General features: G+C 48.3%; 23 protein-coding genes and 1 pseudogene. 20 read left to right on the top strand and 4 right to left on the bottom strand.

Going from position 1 to position 20,599, the window contains the following annotated elements:
- Positions 1-71: 71 nt before the first annotated feature.
- The 18 genes from EKM92_RS09190 (at position 72) to EKM92_RS09110 (ending at position 16,352) form a co-directional block, all read left to right on the top strand.
- Positions 72-329 carry a hypothetical protein gene (locus EKM92_RS09190; protein WP_125710089.1) on the top strand — a complete coding sequence of 86 codons (258 nt, stop codon included), beginning with the start codon at positions 72-74 and terminating at the stop codon, positions 327-329.
- 10 nt (positions 330-339) lie between these two features.
- Positions 340-756 (top strand): head-tail connector protein, encoded by a 417-nt coding sequence (locus EKM92_RS09185; RefSeq protein WP_125710087.1) that lies wholly within the window; start codon positions 340-342, stop codon positions 754-756.
- On the top strand, positions 749-1,111 hold the full coding sequence (locus tag EKM92_RS09180; RefSeq protein WP_164509956.1) for a putative minor capsid protein: 363 nt from the start codon (positions 749-751) through the stop codon (positions 1,109-1,111). Before EKM92_RS09185 ends, EKM92_RS09180 begins: the two co-directional genes overlap by 8 nt.
- Positions 1,108-1,482, top strand: coding sequence for a minor capsid protein (locus EKM92_RS09175; protein ID WP_125710083.1), 375 nt, complete (start codon positions 1,108-1,110; stop codon positions 1,480-1,482). The genes EKM92_RS09180 and EKM92_RS09175 overlap by 4 nt, the downstream gene beginning before the upstream one ends.
- Positions 1,475-1,891 (top strand): hypothetical protein, encoded by a 417-nt coding sequence (locus EKM92_RS09170; protein ID WP_125710081.1) that lies wholly within the window; start codon positions 1,475-1,477, stop codon positions 1,889-1,891. Before EKM92_RS09175 ends, EKM92_RS09170 begins: the two co-directional genes overlap by 8 nt.
- Positions 1,892-1,909: 18 nt before the next feature.
- Entirely contained in the window at positions 1,910-2,521 is a 612-nt protein-coding gene (locus EKM92_RS09165; RefSeq protein WP_125710079.1) for a phage tail tube protein, read from the top strand.
- Positions 2,522-2,655: 134 nt separating this feature from the next.
- The gene (locus tag EKM92_RS09160; protein WP_125710077.1) at positions 2,656-3,192 is read left to right on the top strand and encodes a hypothetical protein; all 537 of its coding nucleotides are present in this window, start codon (positions 2,656-2,658) and stop codon (positions 3,190-3,192) included.
- Positions 3,167-3,808 (top strand): Gp15 family bacteriophage protein, encoded by a 642-nt coding sequence (locus EKM92_RS09155; RefSeq protein WP_125710075.1) that lies wholly within the window; start codon positions 3,167-3,169, stop codon positions 3,806-3,808. The genes EKM92_RS09160 and EKM92_RS09155 overlap by 26 nt, the downstream gene beginning before the upstream one ends.
- Positions 3,809-3,812: 4 nt before the next feature.
- Positions 3,813-8,549 (top strand): phage tail tape measure protein, encoded by a 4,737-nt coding sequence (locus EKM92_RS09150; protein ID WP_125710073.1) that lies wholly within the window; start codon positions 3,813-3,815, stop codon positions 8,547-8,549.
- Complete coding sequence (locus EKM92_RS09145) at positions 8,546-10,021, top strand: distal tail protein Dit (protein ID WP_225420766.1); 1,476 nt, start codon at positions 8,546-8,548, stop codon at positions 10,019-10,021. The genes EKM92_RS09150 and EKM92_RS09145 overlap by 4 nt, the downstream gene beginning before the upstream one ends.
- Positions 10,021-11,874, top strand: coding sequence for a phage tail spike protein (locus EKM92_RS09140; protein WP_125710071.1), 1,854 nt, complete (start codon positions 10,021-10,023; stop codon positions 11,872-11,874). The genes EKM92_RS09145 and EKM92_RS09140 overlap by 1 nt, the downstream gene beginning before the upstream one ends.
- Before the next feature lie 11 nt (positions 11,875-11,885).
- Entirely contained in the window at positions 11,886-12,944 is a 1,059-nt protein-coding gene (locus EKM92_RS09135) for a hypothetical protein (RefSeq protein WP_125710069.1), read from the top strand.
- A 3-nt stretch (positions 12,945-12,947) separates the two neighbouring features.
- The gene (locus EKM92_RS09130) at positions 12,948-14,108 is read left to right on the top strand and encodes a hypothetical protein (protein WP_125710067.1); all 1,161 of its coding nucleotides are present in this window, start codon (positions 12,948-12,950) and stop codon (positions 14,106-14,108) included.
- A gap of 9 nt (positions 14,109-14,117) precedes the next feature.
- Positions 14,118-14,447, top strand: a complete 330-nt coding sequence (locus EKM92_RS09125; protein WP_125710065.1) for a phage infection protein — start codon at positions 14,118-14,120, stop codon at positions 14,445-14,447.
- Between the two features lie 7 nt (positions 14,448-14,454).
- Positions 14,455-14,568 (top strand): XkdX family protein, encoded by a 114-nt coding sequence (locus EKM92_RS13880; RefSeq protein ID WP_420812579.1) that lies wholly within the window; start codon positions 14,455-14,457, stop codon positions 14,566-14,568.
- Complete coding sequence (locus tag EKM92_RS09120; RefSeq protein WP_125710063.1) at positions 14,558-14,809, top strand: hemolysin XhlA family protein; 252 nt, start codon at positions 14,558-14,560, stop codon at positions 14,807-14,809. The genes EKM92_RS13880 and EKM92_RS09120 overlap by 11 nt, the downstream gene beginning before the upstream one ends.
- A gap of 12 nt (positions 14,810-14,821) precedes the next feature.
- Positions 14,822-15,208, top strand: coding sequence for a hypothetical protein (locus tag EKM92_RS09115; RefSeq protein WP_125710061.1), 387 nt, complete (start codon positions 14,822-14,824; stop codon positions 15,206-15,208).
- A gap of 166 nt (positions 15,209-15,374) precedes the next feature.
- Complete coding sequence (locus tag EKM92_RS09110) at positions 15,375-16,352, top strand: peptidoglycan recognition protein family protein (protein WP_125710216.1); 978 nt, start codon at positions 15,375-15,377, stop codon at positions 16,350-16,352.
- A 45-nt stretch (positions 16,353-16,397) separates the two neighbouring features.
- Here EKM92_RS09110 and EKM92_RS09105 read toward each other — a convergent pair whose 3' ends face one another.
- Entirely contained in the window at positions 16,398-16,916 is a 519-nt protein-coding gene (locus tag EKM92_RS09105; protein ID WP_125710060.1) for a hypothetical protein, read from the bottom strand.
- 179 nt (positions 16,917-17,095) lie between these two features.
- Here EKM92_RS09105 and EKM92_RS09100 point away from each other — a divergent pair.
- Positions 17,096-17,173: pseudogene (locus tag EKM92_RS09100) on the top strand (glucose-6-phosphate isomerase); the annotation flags it as partial.
- Positions 17,174-17,305: 132 nt separating this feature from the next.
- Positions 17,306-18,220, top strand: a complete 915-nt coding sequence (locus tag EKM92_RS09095; RefSeq protein WP_125710058.1) for a Gfo/Idh/MocA family protein — start codon at positions 17,306-17,308, stop codon at positions 18,218-18,220.
- Between the two features lie 35 nt (positions 18,221-18,255).
- On the opposite strand, the gene EKM92_RS13825 is transcribed toward EKM92_RS09095, so the two are convergent.
- From EKM92_RS13825 to EKM92_RS09085, 3 genes are read right to left on the bottom strand one after another with little or no spacing between them, the layout of a single operon-like run.
- Positions 18,256-18,378: a hypothetical protein gene (locus EKM92_RS13825; RefSeq protein WP_263853893.1), complete on the bottom strand. Its 123-nt coding sequence runs from the start codon at positions 18,376-18,378 to the stop codon at positions 18,256-18,258.
- Positions 18,379-18,411: 33 nt separating this feature from the next.
- The gene (locus EKM92_RS09090; RefSeq protein WP_125710056.1) at positions 18,412-18,663 is read right to left on the bottom strand and encodes a hypothetical protein; all 252 of its coding nucleotides are present in this window, start codon (positions 18,661-18,663) and stop codon (positions 18,412-18,414) included.
- A gap of 41 nt (positions 18,664-18,704) precedes the next feature.
- Positions 18,705-19,910, bottom strand: a complete 1,206-nt coding sequence (locus EKM92_RS09085; protein ID WP_125710054.1) for a metal-dependent hydrolase family protein — start codon at positions 19,908-19,910, stop codon at positions 18,705-18,707.
- Positions 19,911-20,599 lie beyond the last annotated feature (689 nt).

Genomic DNA, 20,599 nt, shown 5'->3' with positions numbered 1-20,599 from the left:
GCCATCAGCGCTTAACGCTGAGCCTACTGCAGATGGTGCGAACGTAACTGTAGGCTGAAAGGAGGCCAACAATGGCTAACAAGCTTGTGATTTTTAAGAAGGGCGAGGACAAGCCCGCTTTTACTGGTGCTGACGATAAAAGCGCCACGATCACCGGACTGGCTGCTGGTACTGCCGTTGCCGCCGGCGATTATCAAGGCGCATTGACTGACGGAACTAACTACTCCGACAAGGTCGACGTTCCGGCGTTTAATGTTCCAGCGGCACAAACTCCACCAGCTTCGACTGAAGCGACGACTCCAACTGGCGACGGCACCACTGCCGGTTAGGAGGTAGAACATGGATCCATTAGTCGATGACGTTTGGTATAAGACCAAGTTCTTTGGACTTGAGGTGCCAGATGGCAAGTGGAATCGGTACGAACACGCCGCAGAAGCCGCAATCAACGACTTGTGTCATGGCTACTTTGATCGCTGGGGACTAGCTGACCTGCAACTGGTGACCGATGTGGCGCGCGTCAAGAACGCTGTGTGTGCTCAAATCGAGTTCTATGTTGATCAAGGTGGATTGACCGCCAATGAACGCGCCGCATCGCATAATGGGGCTAAATCGTTCACTGTTGGCTCATTCTCAGTGACCAAGCCAACCACAAACTCAGATACATCCATCGCCGCTGATGATGCTGTGGACGCCCGTGTCATTCGTTACTTGCGACCAACTGGATTGCTGTATGGAGGTGTTGGTCAATATGTCTGACGTGGATCCAATTCCAATGGAGGCACTCGTTGACACAATCACTGTCAATGAACATCAATCCGCAACGCTCGCCAATGATGCTGATCCACCCAAAGGACACGTCTTTGAGCATGTACTTGTGCAACCAGCCGACAAGCAACAAATCACGGGTGGTGCAGGGTCATCTTCCAAGATGGTAACCACCGGTAATTATCTTGTGTTCATTGATCGTATCAACTCAGTCAATACTGATGGTTATACGATCAAGCTTGGCGATACCGTCGAATGGGATGGTAAGCCTCGACAGGTGACTCAAGTGAACCCAATGAAGGCATTCTTGCCAATCCCACACCACTGGGAAGTGTGGCTCTCATGACGACAACTGTGACATTTGGGCCGTGGTATCAGCGGCTGATTCAACCGCGTGGAGTAGTGCAGGATCTAGCCAGCAAAGTGCGTGAGGACGCTGACCCGTTTGTCCCTTACCGTGACGGCAATCTAGCAGCGGGTGTTGCGTTTTTGACGCAAGGGCTGACTGTGCAGATCGTTTACACTTCGGTATATGCTCATTACGTCTTCAAAGGTGTAGCAATGGCCGGCCACGCACCCAAGCACTACACTGGTAAATCACTCAATTACTTCACCGGCAAGCACTCCCAAGCCGGTGCTGATTGGATTGAACGTGCGAAGTCGGCTAATATGCCAGGCTGGGAGTCGCTCGTGAAAGGAATGTTGCTGGATGGATAAACAAACCCTAGACCTTGACGACTGCGTGATTGCTTACATCTCCTCACATGTCGAGCTTCCTGCTCCATTGGAGATGGGCCGTCAAGATGGTTCTGGCGCTAGCGTCGTGTATGTCATGGAGCCAACCAAAGACGTCAAGCGCTACTTTAATGGTCGAGTGAAACGTGATTTTGCATTTACAATCATGACTAAACTTGAGAAGTGGCGCGATTCCGCTGGCCTTTTAGATCGTATCAATGGGGCCATGGAAGATGCGAAGCGGGCAGACATCAAGTCAAATAATGGCTCGTTTGAGTTTATTTCGGCAAGCATGACAAACAGTCCGGCTTATCGGGACGCAGTCGAAGATGACGGCGTCACTTATTCCATCTACGCGGCAAGTTTTAAAGTTACTGCAGTGATCAATTAAAAATAAGGAGGTAGCTAAATGGCTACTACAACTGCTGATAAGTTGCTTACTCATGGCAATATTGATGAAAACTTCCTAAGTGAATACTTCACCGGTACTGCAAATGCAGACAACACAGTTCCGACTGATGTTATGTACATCGGTGATGGTATCGACTCAGTCGAACCAAAACAAGATGATAAGAAGAACTCAAAGGCTTACTACAACACTGGTGGTCAAGAAAAGACGACGGTTACCGGGTCTACTCGTTCTGTTGACTTTTCTGGTGATCGTTCGTACGGTGATCCGGCCCAAGATATGGTTGCTGGATTGGCGACCAAGACGGGTTCCGCTCGTAACAAGTGGTTGCGTGAAAACCAGTACATCATGGACGAAGACGGTAAGTTACAACTTATCCGTTCTACGACTGGGATTGTTACTTGGTCCGATATTACCGACAAGGGTGGTTCTGCTACTGATCCCGGTAGCTTCAAAGCTACTGCAACGTACACTGCCACTCCTAAGATTCTTGATGCGAACAACACTGAAGATGCGGAAGGCTTGGCAACGGTGCTCACTGAAACTCCAAGTGTTAACGCGGTTATTTTGAGCACGACCGCAACCGTAAAAGGTGCGGCGTCGGGGGAATAACAGCGCCCGCCAGTCTTAAAGCAACGCCTACAGCGGACGGCGCGCAAATTACAGTAGGCTAGTATCACAAGGTCGTCGGTCGGGTCAAACTGCCGGCGATCATTTCACTACACAAAAAGTGAGGAGACTGCACAATGAGTGAACCTATTAAAATCGAAGTACCGAAATCAGAAATTGAGTTCGACCTTGGAGGCAACATCTTCAAGTTGTCGCTGGCAGACAAAAGCCGCGCACGAATCAATGAGAAGTATCGCGTAATCGCACAGGCCGAGCTTTTGAATAACCAGCATATCGCCGCAATGGAACGTGAGTTGGCCGAAAAGCTATCGAACATCAAGACCAATTTGAGTGACTCGGCAGCTAAGAAGCGCGAATCTGCTATCAGTAACGACTATGATCGCAAATTCAAACATGCAGCTGACAAGGCTGAGGAGATTGCAAACGCGCAGTATCTCCCATTCGTTGATGTGCTGTTCGGCGAAGGTGCTGGTGATCGCGTTTATCACATTTGTGGTGAAAACATCATCGCGGTGAACAAGGTGATCGCGATTGTCATGACGAAACTCAACAACGAAAATGACGTGACTGACTACATGGAAGAATACGCAAAATCAATCGAGCGACAAAATGCAATCCTAGAAGGCGGTGACGCCAGTGATTCCGACAAATAGCAACGAAACCATTGACTTCAATGGTTATCGTTACCGTCTAAATCTCAGCTATACTCGCGTCATCACTTTGTTTAAGGTATTACAAGATGACGGCCTTTCGGAAGACGAGCGAGTTCGCTTGGCACTTCTTCTACTTGTCAGAGACGATATGCCTAAGGCACCTGATCAACGGCAGCAACTACTTCAGAAAATTATGACGGAGCGCGTGGATCTAAAAGAGCACGCACTGGCTGCCAAGTTGTTCAAGTCACATGAAAAAGTGTTCGACTTTGATGTCGATGCTGGTCGAATCGCGGCTAGCTTTCTCCAACAATACAATATTGATTTAACGAACGTCCGAGAGCAAAAGAAGCTATCTTGGGCGTTTTTTAATGCACTTCTGGACGGTCTTGGTGAAAATACGCCATTCCGTCAGGCAACCGCATATCGAACGCTCAAGATACCTGATGACGCCGATCCAGAACGCAAAACTTACCTTGAAAAAATGAAGACTCTGTACGCACTGAATGATGATCAGCAGGCTGAAGAACCAACGTTTGAACAGGCAACTGCTGGCATGGATCGCATTCAGCGCATGAAATATCTTGCTCAACAACTCAAAGCTCAGAAGGGGTGATTAGATGGCTGATGGCACTGTCAAAATTGATGTCGAACTTTTACTAAATGGCGCAGATAAAACAGCTAAGGCGCTCAAAGGTGACCTTCAAGGCATCGACATCAAAACTTCTGCGGCCGATCATGCAAAACTGCTCGCTGATGCAATCAAGCGTGCCAGCACTGCCGCCAAACAAGGTGAGACCGCACAGAACGCACTTCGCACATCTTTGGAATCACAGGCCAAGACATGGAATAGGCTCGCTGATGCGCAAGAAAAAGCGGGTCTGAAGACAAGCTCACAAGTATCAAAACTCAGCTCACTTAAAGCTCAACTTGCTTCAACTGGTGTTGCTACTGAGCAGGCTAACCAGAAGTTCAAGGATGCTGTCGCTGCGGAGGGTGAAAATTCTGACGCGGCCAAAGATGCAGCTCGATCGTATGAAGAACTGCGTGGTAAGCAAGCCGCTCTAGGTATTGAAGTATCATCACTTGAAAAACGTTTTGGTGGTCTGACTCCTGCCATGGCCACAGCTGCTGACAAGGCTAACGCTATTGGCGACAAGTTCCAGTCGATTGGATCAAAGATTTCCAGTGTCGGCAACAAGATGACCGTTGGATTAACTGCACCGATTGCGGCAGGATTTGCGCTAGCTGGCAAGGCGGCCATCACTTTTGACAGTGAAATCCAGTCAATGGGTGCTCTGCTTGATGATGGTAGCGTGTCAGCATCAACTTTGAAAGCCGAGTTGAACAAACTGGACAACGCATCAAAATCTTGGTCAACTCAATATGGGGTGTCTACCTCCTCCATCAACTCGGGGATGTCAGAGCTGATTAAGAAAGGTTATTCCTATAACCAAGTTCTTGGGGCTATGCCGTCAATTCTTGATGCCGCACGCGCTTCGGGTGATGACTTCAACAGTGTCATGAGCGTTTCAACTTCAGTACTCGAACAATTCGGACTGAAGTCGAATAATACTGCGACGATGTTGAAGAATACTCAACGGGTCACAGACTCATTGAGTTACGTGGCCAACAAAACCTCTGCCGGCTTTGGCGACATGGGTGAGGCAATGGAATATGTTGGTCCTGTGGCCAATGGCTTGCACATGTCTCTTGAACAGACCGCCGCGGCTATCGGCCTGATGTCTAACCAAGGTATTGAGGGCGAAAAAGCTGGTACTGCATTGCGTGGCGCCTTGTCTCAACTGATGAACCCGTCAAAGCAAAACGAAATTGGGTTCAAACGTTTAGGCATCTCCATCAAAGACTTCAAGAATGGCTCAATTGGACTTCCTGAAATCATTGATAGTATTCAAAAGAGTTCCAAAGGCATGACAGCACAACAACTGCAATCTAACCTTGCCTTAGCATTTGGGACTGAAGCAGTGTCCGGCATGAATATCCTTGTCAACGAAGGCGGCGACGCCTTGCGGAACATGACAAAGGAAACGCAGGGCGCAACTGGTTACACCAAGAAACTTGCCGAAACAATGAACAACACCGCTCAGGCTAACGTCGACAAATTTAAGTCATCACTGAATGTTTTAGCCATCACTGCAGGTCAAGAGCTATTGCCACAGATCACTGAACTGGTAAAGTCTGGTACTGATCTCGTCAAGTGGTTCAACGACCTCGATGATGGCACGCAGAAGACGATTCTGAAGACGTTGGCATTGACTGCTGCAGTCGGCCCATTGCTATCCGGAATTGGTAAGATGAGTACTGGTGTGGGCGCCCTAGTCCACGGCGGCACGAGCGCAGTAACGTTCCTTAGTCGATTTGCTAGCGGTGCCGGCAAGACCAAAACAGAATCGGAATTGCTTGGTGAGATGCTTGATTTACTCAAAGGCAAGACAGGGACGGTTGCCGCAGGACTTGAAACCGCTACTGGTGCAGTAGCTAAGACTGGCACCGGCATGGTGGCTGCGGAAACTGGCAGTGCTGGTTTCCTTGCGTCTCTGGCGCCGATTTCGCCTGCACTTATTGGGGTCGGTGTAGCTGCCGCCGCTGGGATTGCTTGGTGGGAGCTTTACGGTAAGAAAGCACAAGAATCATCTGACCGTACCGCACGCTGGGGCTCTGACGTTGGGGCGGCTGCCGATAAATCTCTAACTTCAATGAAGACCGCAAGTGACGGTGTCACTGTGGCTTTTGATAACATGCGAAGCGGCGCATCTGACTCAACGGATGCAATCCAAAAAGGCTTCGACGGTATGTATAGCCAAATCACCAAAGATGCCGCGAAAGCAAAAAAAGACATTGTCAAGAATCTGAAAATACTACCGGGTGACATGCAAGAAAGTCTGCAGGCATCCGTCCAAGAACACGAGAAACAAATTGATGCCCTTGTAGCAAGTACTAAGAATTATCAGGCACAAGTTACCACCATTAACACAAGAGCCAATACTGAACATCGGAAACTCACTGATGATGAAGCTCAATTTGAATTGAATACTCAGCGTCAAATGCAAGAGACCGACATCAACTTACTGAACATCTCTAATTCCAAGAAGAAGCAAATCTTGGCAGTGATGAATGGTGATGTCTCCAAGCTGACTGCCAAGCAAGCAGATGATCGTGTTCAAACTCTAACTTCACAGTATGGGAAAGAAGTTTCAGCACTAAATAAGCAAGAGTCTGCATTGAAGAAGCTCCGCAACGAAGGCGCAATCAGTGAAACTGAATATGCCAATCAATACGAGACCTTGCAGGAACGGAAGACTGCCGCTTCTGAAGGATTCACTAACGGTGTAGTCGCCGCTGGGAAGAAATCCAACTACACCGAACAGCAAATCATTTTGATGTTGAGGAACATGGGGCTGACTGCCGAAGAAGCCCAGGCCAAATTTGATGGAGCGGCCAAGAAAGCACAAAAATCCAATACCATTTTAGCCGACACGACGAAGAAGGCTTCGAGTGAGTCAAAGAAGGCTAGTGCACAGTGGAATTCTCTTGTCTGGGACGAAAAGAATGCAAAGGTCAAAGATAACCTTCCGCAGGTTCTTAAAGATACAGCAAACACCAAAGACGGTTGGAAACAACTGAACTTTGATTTGAAGTATGCCAAAATCTCAAGTAATGCGAAGCAAACAATTGTGGATGCTTTGGCCGCATCTGATCAATGGAATTCACTGCCTACTTGGGAAAAGAACGCCATCATCAAGACACAGGGACGTGCAGAACTCGCCGACGTGATGAACAAGTTCATGAACTGGGATCAGTTCACGCTCAAGGAACAGCAGGCTATTGTTCACGGCGACTATACAGCGTTGGTCAATGGATTGGCAGATTCTGGTCGGTGGAATGATATGACTCTGAAGGAGCAACAGGCAGTCGTTGCTGACAAAGCGACACCCGTTGTGGTCACCGCTCTCCAACAAACTGGAGAATGGAACAAACTTACGTTGGCTGAAAAGTCTGCCATTGTGAATGCAAAGGGTGCTGTTGAGGTGTCCGAGCTTGCTTACAAGTACAAATACTTCGATGAACTGCCCGAAGCAACCAAGAAGGCAGCTCTCGAAGATGCTGGATTCCGTGACAAGATTGAAGCCGACAACACGAAATTTGAAGACTTTAATGCACTACCGCCAGCGACTCAAAAGGCGATTCTGCAAGACTCTGACTTCCGTCTGAAGCTTGCCGAAACCACAATCCAATATCATAACTTCGATCAGTTACCAGACTCGACAAAACGAGCTCTGATGGATGACAAAGACATTCGTCAAAAACTTATCGATGCTGGTCTTCTGATTGACAAGTACAACCTTGATAAGAATCCGGATACCAAGCACACGAAAGCAAAGGACGACAGTGTGGTTTCAACCATTACCGCCACCAATGCGGCAATTAATCACAGCAATAAGATTCTCCCAGTTACTAAGCACACTAAGGCCACAGATGACAGCGTCAAGTCAACAACATCGAAGACCAACGCGGCGATTGATGATCACAACAAAAACCACAATCCGAAAACTAAGCACACGAAAGCTACCGATGATTCCGTAATCCGGACCACTAGCAAAGCAAACAATGGTCTTGATTCATTTGCTCGGAACAATCCCAAGAGTAAAAAGTTGAATGCAGAGTTCTCGAAGCCGGGTTACGAAGCGACAATGAACGGCATTAATACTTTCAATAGCAAAAAGAGTACCAAGAAATCATTCATCAGTGAGTTTATCTCAATCTTCACTAAGAAGAACCATAAGGCTCACGGTGACACATACTTTGGCGGCGGCTTGGCCACGGTCAATGATCAATATGGTTCTGTGTACCGAGAAGCTATTCGGTTGCCAACTGGCGAGACTTTCAGTTTCAAAGAACGCAATGTCACGGGATACTTCCCTCGCGGTACTGAAATTGTGCCGGCGGCGAAGTCCTTGCAGTCTGGACTTGTTCCGCGGTACGCAAATGGTACTGGCGGTCCTTTAACAGATGCTATCGATGGCGCTTCTATGTCGCCAATCTGGACCATGACTGCTGAATCCGCATCATCGTTTGTGCCACAGTCGATGAATCTATCCATGGATAGTAAAACGACGGCGGCTTTTGGTGCTATCACCGCAGCTCTTGGAAAGGTTCAAGAAGCGTTAGTATCCATGTCTGAACAGTCAATAACTTCAGGCGACGCAGTTATCAGGATTGAGAACGTCACTCAGTTAGATAAGAAAGTGCTCAGTCGTCAAATTGCACCAGATGTTCGAGTTGATTTGAACCGCATTGACCGCATGAACTCGCGGAGAAAGGGGATTACCGGATGAATATTAATCAAGGCATGAAAGTTACTTTCAATGGAATTGACTTGTCAAAGTGGATTGAAGTATCTGATGTTCAACGAAACATCGGTCAAAATCGGAAGGCAACTCTAATCAAAGTTGGGACGTCTAACGGCAAGCGATTCATCAGCACGAGCGCTGATGAAGGCACCATCGTGGTTAAAGGCGATGTTATGTACCAACTTGTCAGCCAGCGGCGTGATTTGGCAGCGGCATTGGCTACCGATGAACCTGTTCAGTTAATCTTTGATGACGAGCCCGACAAGTACTACATGGCAATTTGTGATCAGCAGACAACGATGTCCGAGGAACAGTTTCTCGGCGAGGCGGTGATCACATTTGTTGTACCTGACGACTTAGCCTATGCAGTTGCTACCAGCACTGTAACTGGTTCCTCCGGCACGGATATCACGATAAACAACGCAGGTTCTGCACCGACAGCGCCGGTTCTGACTGCGACGATGGCCGGAGATAACGGGCTAGTCGGTTGGACTAACGACCAGGGTGCAGTGCTCCAGTTTGGCAGTTCTGATGAAATTGATGGGGTTACAAAACAACGCTCGGAGACGGTTTACCACTACACATTCGATACAGAACCAACTGATGTCGTTTTGAATAAGGGGGCTGTTGCTTACGCAACATTTAATGGCAATCCAGCGACACCAAACCTGCAAGATGGTCCGTTTAATTACACTCGAACACCGGGGACGGCGACACCGGCATCGGTACGAACTGCTGACACGAAATGGTCAGGCCCATCTATGAGTCGAATTATCGGCCCCAATTCTGCTGGTACAGCATCGGGAAACTTTCGGTTTGTTAATCGAGTAAAGTTCGGAACATCGGTATCGAGCTATGGACGTACTGAGTATAATCTCACCCATAACGGAAAAGTGGTCATTTCGCTGTTGTTTTATGATAATAGTTCTGGCCTTGATCAATTGGTATTTGAAGGGACGGTCGGTGATCAACACCTATTTGTCGACAGCCTTCCGCGTAACTACTATAAAGATGGCGAGTATGATTTCAGCATCTCTAAACTTGGAGACCAGATTACATTTCGACTTGATCGCGTAAACCTTGGTGGCGGTGGTGTCGAGATGCGGGTTGTTGACGGTCTGTCCGACATTGAAGTTGATGGAATGACCTGTTGGTTCACCGGATTTAGTGATACTCCCGGATGGACGATGAACTGGGAAGATAGCTACTTCGAGTGGATCAACGTTGATTATTGGAATGACATTCCGAATCGGTTCAAAGCTGGCGACGTTGTCGTTGCCGACGTGGGAACCAAGACTGTGTTTGTGAACGGAGTTGAAGAACGCACACTGCCAACGGTCGGCAATATGTGGGATAGCTTTAAATTGCAACCTGGAGAAAATACAATTCACCCTCTTGCGTCGACGTGGGCTAAGCCATTCACCGCAAAAATTGAGTATAGAGAGGCGTGGTACTAGTGGACTTATACTTCACTGATCGTAATTTCAATTACCTAGGTATCGCGTCAACCGAAGACTCACCGATCCAGGTAAGTGCAGACGTAGACGACGAAATCGCACCAAACAGTGTTGGCCGGAGCTACACTGCGACATTAAATTTTGCGAACTCGGATATCCACAAGGTCAAGGAGATGGCAGCACTTGGTAACTTCGTTCTGTACAAGGACTACCGCGAACGCTACACCTTTATGACCATCATGGAGTGGACCGGCTTTGAACCATGGGCTGGGACGCTCACATTCGTGGCAGAAAATGGCGGTATTGACTTGATCAATGAAACTGTCGGTCCTTACACCGCGACCAAAGCCATGCCAATTGCTGATTACATTAATCAGTTCACTGCCGACAGCGGTTTTGAAATTGGGACGAATGAAATCGCCAATCAAACGCGAACTCTCAAATGGGAAGGTGATTCCGATACATCGCTGGCTCGTATTGAGTCGGTGGCCACCCAGTTCGACGCTGAGTTGGACTTCCGATTTGACGTTTCGGGTACTGCAGTCATCAAGCGATACATCGACATCTATAAGCGAGTTGGCGCAGACAAAGGTCAGCGACTAGAGGTCAACACGCACCTCAATAAGATCACCACGACTGGCAACATCTATGATCTGTACACTTCGGTTGTGGCGACTGGTGGTACTCCGGAGGGAAGCGAAACTCCAATTACACTGGCTGGTTATAAGTGGACTGATCCGGATGGACGATACGTCCTTACAAGCACTGGATTACTGTTGGATACTGTCGCAAATCAAAAGTGGTCACGGCTTGGTGTCGGTGGTGCTGTTGCTAATGTCAAAGGCGGGTACATTAACCGCGTGATCACTTACACGGCGACAACTCAAGCAGAGCTTTTTCAGTCGGCGCTCGCGGGTTTAAAGGCAGCTACTGAACCGGCACTGAACTATGATGTCGATATTGTGGATTTACCACGAAGCGTGAACGTTGGTGATACAGTGCATGCAGTCGACGAATTGCAGGATTTAAACCTGTCGACTCGTTTGCTTGAGCTGAAGACCAGTTACGCAGACGATACCCGAACTGCAACGCTCGGGGACTTTTTGATTGAAGCAAATGCCATTGATCCACAACTACAAGAGATGGCCGACACGGTCAAAACGTTGCAGGCGCAGGCGCATTGGTACCCGTGGACCCGTTACGCTGACGATGATCAAGGCACCGGTATTTCTGCGGTACCACTTGGCAAAATCTACATGGCAATCGTATGGGGTAAAGCGGCGACACCAAGTGATGATCCAACCGATTATGCGGGTCACTGGCAAAAGGTCACTGGTGAGGACGGCAGCATCGGTAAACCCGGGCCTCCGGGTGCTGATGGTAAATCTCAATATATTCATACTGCTTATGCGAAAAGTGCAGACGGGGTTGACGGCTTTAGCACGACAAGCAGCGCGGATTCCAGTTACATGGGAAACTGCGTTGACGAGAATAAATTCGACCCTACTGATCCGTCAGCCTATACGTGGGTTCGATTTAAGGGCGATGATGCAATCACGCTTACGGTGACTAGCATCAACGGTAATATGTTCAAAAACAGTGGCATCTCGACGGTGCTCACGGTGACAATCACTTATGGCGGAAATATCATCGACAATAGCTCAAAGCTATCGACAGTAATGGGTGACGATAACTATTTGCAGTGGCAGGTTATGAATATTGGAGAAACAGAATACTCGGATCTATCGCGAGACGATTCACGGCTGCTTGATAAAGGTTTCATGCTAACGGTCAACGTCGACGACGTGCACCAGAAGGCGACATACCGTTGCCAACTATGTGACAACAATTAAGGAGAATAAAAATGGGAGTTAAAGCATCAAGTCAAACAGATTTAATTGATTTGACCGACGGGTATAGCGTGATTCTATCGAACGAATCACACGTGTTTAATGGTGACACAGATAGCGTGGATTCAACACAAACAGTCACAACGACGGTCATGGCACTTTGTGGTAGTGAACAAAAACCGGCAACTGTTGGCACGATTACCGGAGCAACTGGGATCACTGCTGTATCAGACGGTAAAACTCCAGCACCCGTTATTACGATCACTGCTACTTCAGCACTCAAGACTGCCGGTACTTTGACCATTCCAGTAACAATTGATGATATCACCATCAACAAGCAATTCAGCTACTCCATTGCTTTTAAGGGCCAAGCTGGGAGCGACGGGTCAAATGGTAAGGACGGTACATCGGTAACCGTATCAAGCACCGCAGTAACATATCAGTCAGCAGCAGATGGCACCATAACGCCAACGGGGACCTGGTCGGCGACTATGCCAACTGTCGCCGCTGGTAGCTATTTATGGTCTAAAACCGTCGTTTCGTACTCCGATGGCAAGAGCACGACCACTTATGGTGTAACTTATTACCCTAAGAATGGCGCAAATGGCTCAAGCGTGACGGTGTCTTCAAACGTGACTGAATACGTAGTCGGTGCTGATGGGACAACAACGCCAACGACAGGGTGGGCAACTGCGATTCCAACTGTGCCAGCCGGTAAGTATCTGTGGACACGCGTTACTGTTAAATATTCCGATGGAAAGTCCACGGTATCGTATAGTGTCGCACGTCAAGCGGCGGACGGAAAAAACGGTGCCGACGGTGCAGATGCCCTGAATATGGTCGTGTTATCTAGCAGTGGCACAATCTTCAAAAATACTGCTGTAGCGACGACACTCACTGCCCATGTGTATAAAGGCGGCACAGAAGTTACTGGTACTGCGTTGACGGCACTGGGAACCATCAACTGGTACAAAGATGGCGGCACGACTGCCGTTGGTACTGGCGCATCGCTCACTGTGTCTGCTGGCGACGTGACTAGCAGGGCAACGTATACGGCAGAATTGGAGGCATAGTTTATGGCAATCAAGGCGCAGTTCTCTATCACTTTGTCACGAGTTGACGATGGTCAAACAGGTAAGCAAGGGGCTGCGGGCGTTGGAGTGAAGTCATCGGTGGTCACTTATCAGGGATCATCGAGCGGAACTTCTGCTCCGACAGGTACTTGGTTGACAAGCATTCCAGCCGTTGCAGCAGGAAGCTATCTTTGGACGCGAACAGTCACAACCATGACTGATGGGTCAAGTTCGACGGCCTATTCAGTAGCATTGCAAGGTAAGACTGGTGGCACAGGGCCAAAAGGCAACGACATCACTAGTTACGCTAGTGGGACGACTTTGCCAGCGTCCGTGGCGGTGGCGAATAGCCAGTTTTGGCTACTGAACAACAGCGGCATCGTTCAAAAGGTATACAAGTCTGACGGATCGAAATGGATTGAGCTTCCGATTTCGGCATCGATGATCAACGCTGCAACATTCAACGGGTTCACGTATATCGGTGTCAATTTCATCGGCTCAAAGTTCACATCAACATTCTCAAATGTTCAGCCAACAGGTTTCGCACAAACTGTTTCAGGCACGTCAACCTTGGCAGATGGGTCACTGGTTACAGACGTATATCAAGATGGCACATCAACCAAAATCTCTCACAATGAGTTAAACCAATTGGGTATGGTGACTCAGCAATATGTTGGAGACAAAGTCGGAATGCAGGCATTGCTTGGTCAGGGACAATTGGATCTTGGCGGTTATTTTTCGCCCTTGGCTGGTGGTGATCCGGTTTGGAATGAGTCGACACTTTCTGCCCGAACTTTATACTTGCTAAACAATACCGGTAAGGCAATTTGGAACGGTGTGTCTCTGATGGGAAGTGATCAAGCCATTAACGCCAAAGTCTTACTTGAGAACACTCTTATCGGATGGGTTTTTCAGTGGTCGCAATATGATACAGTTGCAAACAAGTCGATTGATAGAAACTGGACATATTGCCTAGTTCCTAAAGCTCACAATATAGGGCACGATCCTAATCAAGGCTGGAGCGTTGAAATGCCAATTGTTATTCCTAACAAGGGCAGCTTTACTAAGATCGTTTGGATTGCGAATAGTCAGCTCGGTGGTGATAAGTCTGGGACGACTGGCTTACAGATTAATGCTTGTCTGCGCGCAATTTACGCAGTCTAGGAGGCCGAAATGGAAACAAAAGAAACAATCAAGGTACTGCTTGAGTTCGATGCTGATGGCTGGATCATCAGCTATCAAAATGAATTCTGGGATGGTCATGATTGGGGTGTAACGTTTGATCTGAATGATCCCAACGTAATCGATATGACGCAAACCGAACTTGATGGTATTGCGCTTCGTGCTTCGAAATTGGTCGATGGCAAGGTTGTAGTCAATCAAGAAAAACTCGCAGAACTGCAAGCCGCGGCAGCGCCTCAACCGACTGCAGAACAGCAGATGATTGCGGCGCTTTCGCTGAAAATAATGGCATTGGAAAAAGGAGGCGCTACAGGTGAGTAATTATGACATGTGTAAACAAATGCATGAGTGGGGCTGTGATATTCGTCCCGCGGTAGAGCAAGGCTCAATTACGCAAGCTGAGTATGACGAAATTGTTGGGGGCGACGCTATTGCCCGATAAAGAAGAAGTAAACGTTATGCAGACGTTGATGACCATGGGGGAACGACTTGCACGTATTGAGGCGAATACGGCAGGCTTGCATCACACTGATCGCACTGCTGTTGAAGCCCTCAACCAATCTCAACAGAACACTGAAGACATCAAACAAATCAAATCTCAATCGCAATGGTCATTCCGCACAGCAATTACTGCAGTGCTAATTCCTATTGCGATTTATTTGTTTCAGACGTTTGTCAAATAGGAGGATTCAATAATGGACGCAACACTTGTAACGGCAACCGAAGTCGGCATCATCGCAGCAGTGGTCGCCGCCGGCACGCAACTAGTAAAGCAAATCAAACTACCAAATGAGTATCTCCCACTAGTGGCTGCCGTTATCGGCATCATTGCTGGACTAGTTGCAACTGCAGTGACACACGATACCAATTATCTGGCCGGTGCTACACAAGGCTTGATCACCGCCGCCGGTACGTCTTGGGTAGTCGATGCATCAAAGCCAGCAACTAAGGCAGTTGCTGATAGGCTCGCGGCGAGCAAACAAGCTCAAAACGACGCAAACAAAGCCGCCATCACTGCTTCTGTAAAGGCTGAGATGGAAAAACAAGCTAAGGAAATGGAGGACACGAATGCACAAGCTTAGTAAGATCAAGGCCGTGGCGATTGCCGGGGCTTTTTTAATGGGCACGTTCATTGGATTGACTCTGCCGCAAAACCTACCTCAGGTTCAGTCAGAGCCACAAGTCGTGTATGCCGCCACGGAGCCAACGACACCGGCAATCGACAAGACGTATGCCTTTGGTTCTGGCATGGGATCAAATGCTCAAACTGCGAATAAATTTATTGTTCTACACGATGTCGGGACTGAAAGCGGCGCGTGGGAAAACGCGCACTACTTTTACAACAATTGGGCAAGCTCGCAGACGTATGTCCAATTCGTGGTTGGTGACGGTGGCCATATCTATCAGCTTGGCGCACCTGGTTACCAATCATGGGGTGCTGGATCATACGCGAATGCGAATGCGCCTGTTCAGATTGAGTTAGCGCACACGAGTGATCCAGCGACATTTGCCAAAGATTATGCGGCGTATGTCAACCTTACACGTTTTTATGCTCGCCAGTATGGTATTCCGTTAACTCTCGACGGTGTCGGTAATGGCATCAAAACGCACCTGTGGATCACTCAGAATTATTGGGGTGATCATACTGATCCATATGATTACCTGGCACGCTTTGGTGTTACAAAGACGAAGCTCGCTGCAGACCTTGCTAATGGCATCGGGGGCGCTCCGGTATCAACGCCAGCAACTACTCACAATTCAACGACTCCCGCGGTAAAGCCTGCCAAAGCAGTCAACGTGACGTATGCATTGCACGTCATGGGTGGCTACTGGTTAGATAGCGTGACTAACGCCGGCGTTGGATCCAATGGCTTTGCTGGTATTCCAAATACTCGCCACGACTACCTGACTGTCAGTGTTGACCACGGTAGCGTTCGCTATCGTGTCCACACTCAAGCGTCCGGTTGGCTTGGCTGGGTGTATAAGAGCAACAAGCGAGACTTAGTCAACGGTGCGGCAGGTGTTACCGGTCAACCGATTGATGGTGTGCAGGTGTGCTATATGACTCCGAAGGGCGAGGCATACAAGCAAGCGTATTATCGTAGCCAAACTACGCAACGCACTGGCTGGTTGCCGTCCGTTCAAGATGACTCTGATTACGCCGGTTGGTACGGTGAACCACTTGATCGGCTTCAATTGCAGGTAAACTCGGCAAACCCGTTCTAATAAAATGGCCACTCATCCGTAGGGTGAGTGGCTTATTTGTGTGTCCTAGAAATTTCTGTCAGAAACAAAGTGATTCTTTATGGTGTTTATGGCAAACTGCGTTGATTCATTTACCGTCATTGGTGCACTTTTACCAGTTAGACTGAATTCGAAGCAAAAACGTGTTTCTTCAATGCCGTCCTTTATGGTGACAACCATTCTGCCGCCACTGTTGTTAGACGTTGACGGGTAAGCGCAAAACTTGCCGACAGCGTCTTTTCCGACCTCGTTTTCAATTGCAGTATACGCATCAGTGATGAAGTGAGACTTAAAATCGTTTATCTCAACGTGAAAGAGATTTGGCTCTGGATCTTCTCCTGATATGTAACGCATTTCCTGATCCTGATCTTTGATGAATGGTTCGAAATCCGCAATCATTTTTTCCATTTGCTCTGGTGATTCGATGCGGTATGCATCTGGATCAATTACGCAAATGTGCATGTGCTTTCCATAGCGTTCGAAGATAGCATCTTGTTCTGCGTATTGAGCAGCGTAACCAACCAACGGGTATTCTAGTTTCTTCATGTATGTCACCTCGAACCCATAGTACAAACAAACGTTCGATAAATCAAGCATGAAAAACGCTGTTAAGAAAACTGTTAAGAGAAGCGCGAAATTATGCTAGAAATGGCACCACTGAAAATAATAGAATGCCGTCAAATCAACATTCTGCGAAGTGCTAAACAGTCCAAAACCTGCCTATCTATATGCGCAACATGTTTGGTTTGCTTGGCAAGCCTGGCTACGAAGATTTGACGAAAGAATTAAACGCTCGTCTGTAATTTAAAGGCCAGCAAAGCCTCGACTGATTTTTCAGTCGAGGCTTTTTCTTTTGTTAAGGAAAGTGCCATGCACCTTGTGTCCGTCCACGGCTTGTGCTAGCGTGAAAGTAATAAATCAGAATGGGTGATCGTATGTTAAATATTGGGGTCGTCGGCTTAGGCAACATCGCACAAAAAGCATATTTGCCAGTTTATGCTGAATTACAAGACCAAGCACAGTTTTATTTGATCAGCCGCGACTTGCAAAAAGTGACGCGCATCGCCAACAAATATCACATGGTGGCTGCAGGTACTGACCTTGACGCATTGGATCAGCTGCAACTTGACGCGGTGATGATCCATGCCGCGACTAGTGTGCATTATGAAATGGTGAAACATTTTCTCGCGCGGAATGTGAATGTCTTCGTCGACAAACCATTGGCGACGAATATGGATCAAGTGACGGAGTTGTATTTGCTTGCCGCCCAACATCAAAAGCTTTTGACCGTCGGCTTCAACCGCCGCTTTGCGCCTGCAGTGAAGACGTTGATCGACATGCCAGAGAAGAATTTGATCACCGTGACTAAAAATCGCGTGGCCAGTCCGCAACCACCTAAAGAAGCGATTTTTGATTTGTTGATCCATCCTTTGGATACTGCCTTAGCCCTCGCAGGTTTCCCGAGTGAACCGACTGCCCGCTACACGATGCACGCTGATAAAGATGGCGCCTTAGAACAAGCTTCAGTGACCTTCATGGGTAGTGGCATGCGTGGGGAAGCGGCGATCAACATGGTGGCTGGCACCAATTTAGAAGAAGCGACTGTCGGCACACCAAATGGGTTGTTCCGCGTGGAAGACCTTGCAACTAGCCACACTTATCACGGCACCAGCCACACCGTGATCGCCAGTCCTGATTGGCAACCGATGCTTGAGACTCGTGGCTTTGCCCCACTGGTTCGCGCATTCTTTGATGCCGTCGCCAACTCTGGTGAAAATCCAGTCGCCCCAGCTTCTAGTCGTTTAACGCATCAACTGCTGTGCGACATGGTCGATCAACTGCAAGCCTAAGCATTAAAAAATCGACGTTCGAAGACGTCGATTTTTTAATGCTTTTTGCTTTTGATGATGACTAAGATCCCGCTGGCCATCGCAATGGCGCTTGTGACTAAGGATACGGCGCCAGCAGCGGTCGCGACGATGCCCCAAGGTTTGGTGTTGTGCTTCATAGTATGCCTCCAAGCGTTTTCCTTATTGTAGAATTATTCTTGGTAAGGTTCAAGGAGGCGCTGCCAAGTGCTGGCATCTTCAAGGGGACACGCATCTGTGATCGCTGAATCTAAAGTGACATTGCCATCTGCAGAAACGGCGTAAGCGATGAAAACTGCCGGCATCGCCCCATCATCGAGGCTGTGGATCTGGCCGATATGGCCAGGTTTCAGGTGACTTTGAAAATGATCAACGGCTTGTGACAACGACATGGGTTTGACGACATCAGAACATTGATAATTCATGACCAACACCTCCTAGTTTAAGCATAGCAAATTGCCGCTGGTTAATGCACGCGGGAGCCATTTTGGAAAACTTGTTTATCAGGTTGCATCAAAGCGTGAATATCTTGTAAAGGATCTTTGGCCAACACCAAAAAGTCTGCGGCCAGTCCTGGTTGTAAAGTCCCACGTTGGTGATCGACTTTCAATAATTTGGCAGCTATAGTGGTGGCGCCTTGCATGGCTTGCAACGTCGTGGCGCCGCATTCATCGACCCATAGTGCCAATTCTTCTTGCGTTCCACGATCAAAGCGGTTGAATGGGGTGCCGGCATCAGTGCCGCACACTACGTTTAATTCAGTTTTGAAAACCATTTTGAGATGTTCGAAGAAATCGTCGCGCACGGCATCGTTTTTCCGCGTCATGTAAGCTGGCAAAGATTCACGGCCATAGCGACTGATGGCCACTGGGGCATTAAGCGTTGGCACGAGATATTGGCGATGCGCGATCATGGACTGCACTTGTTGTGGATCGATGTAAATGCCATGTTCGATCGAGTCAACGCCAGCGTCTAAGGCATTTTGAATGCCAGCGTGACCTTGGGCATGAGCGGCGACAGTGCGATGTTTGTTGTGCGCTTCTTCAACGGCAACAGCCATTTCAGCAACTGTGAGGGCGGTGTCGTCAATTGAATCATTCGGTGACATCACGCCGCCAGTTGCCATCACTTTGATGTTATCGGCGCCGAGCTTGATTGCAGTGCGGACGGCTTTGCGCATTTCGTCAGGCGAGTCGACCAGATAAGACATATTTGATTCCCCGTCGACACCTTCAACAAAATCACCGTGACCGCCAGTCATCGACATTGGCCGACCACTGGGAACAATCGTCGGGATCGGTTCGCCGAGCAGGTCTTTGAGCTGCTTGAGTTTGATGTCGACGTTAAACGCACAACCACAATCTCGAACTGTGGTGACGCCGGCAGCGAGTAATTGCCGCGCCGCTTTGATCGCGTTGACTGCGACTTCAGTTTCACTGCGATGATCTAAATTGTTGCGTTCAGGATCCATCGATAAATGCACATGTGCGTTGATCAAGCCCGGGGTGACGAATTGACCGTTGAGATCAACGAGTTCATCGTTTGGTTGTGAAGGGGCATCACCGGTACCAGTCGCCGTGATTTTGCCAGCGTCTACACCAAACCAAGCATTTGGAATAGGTTGTGATTCAGCGCCAGTCCATAAGTTGCAATTTGTATAATAAGTTGTCATTTCATCATCTCCAACGTCACCGTACGCCAAGCGACATGGCGTGTCAACGAAAATTCTGAAGGTGAAATTAGACCGGTTAACGGTTAATTATGAATTAATATACCAATTTATCGTTAACGCGGATCAACACAGCAACGTCAGATTCAATATTGGTGTCACGATACGAAACATTTACAAAAAAGTCCTTGTGTTACCGATTTCATCAGTGTATAGTCACAGTCAGGAGGAGTAGACGGCTTAGGCCAAGTCGCCTGTACCACTTCATGGCGAAGCGGAAGAGCTTCGTTAAACCGAATGAGACAGACCCGCAGCGTCACAGCGACTTTTACGTTTGGTTGTTGTGCAACGTTGGATCTCTCGTATCAGAGTACCGGTACTGAAGGGCCCCTGTGGGGTTCAAACCAGTGACACCGGGTCGAGTTCCCTATGGCGACATAGGAAGCAAGTGTGCCTGTGGACCAAAGGCAGTGCAAAGCTGATTAGTCCCGAACGTGGTCGAGGTCCAATAAGCCAAGGCGACGCAGATCCGCACTTGTATTGTTATCACGCTAAAACGTAATTGAATCGGCGTCAAAGCCAGAAGTCCACGAAATTTACCTTGGTTTCGTGGACTTTTCTACCACTAGTCAAGAGAAAGTTGCTGTATCAAGCTTTCTCTTTTTGGTTTGGCTAGTTTTTTCGTTATCATC

This window comes from Lacticaseibacillus porcinae, from assembly GCF_003946305.1.
In the GTDB taxonomy this organism is placed as follows: Bacteria; Bacillota; Bacilli; order Lactobacillales; family Lactobacillaceae; genus Lacticaseibacillus; species Lacticaseibacillus porcinae.
The sequence above is the reverse complement of the archived record's forward strand: the minus strand, read 5'-3'. Positions and strand labels throughout refer to the sequence as shown.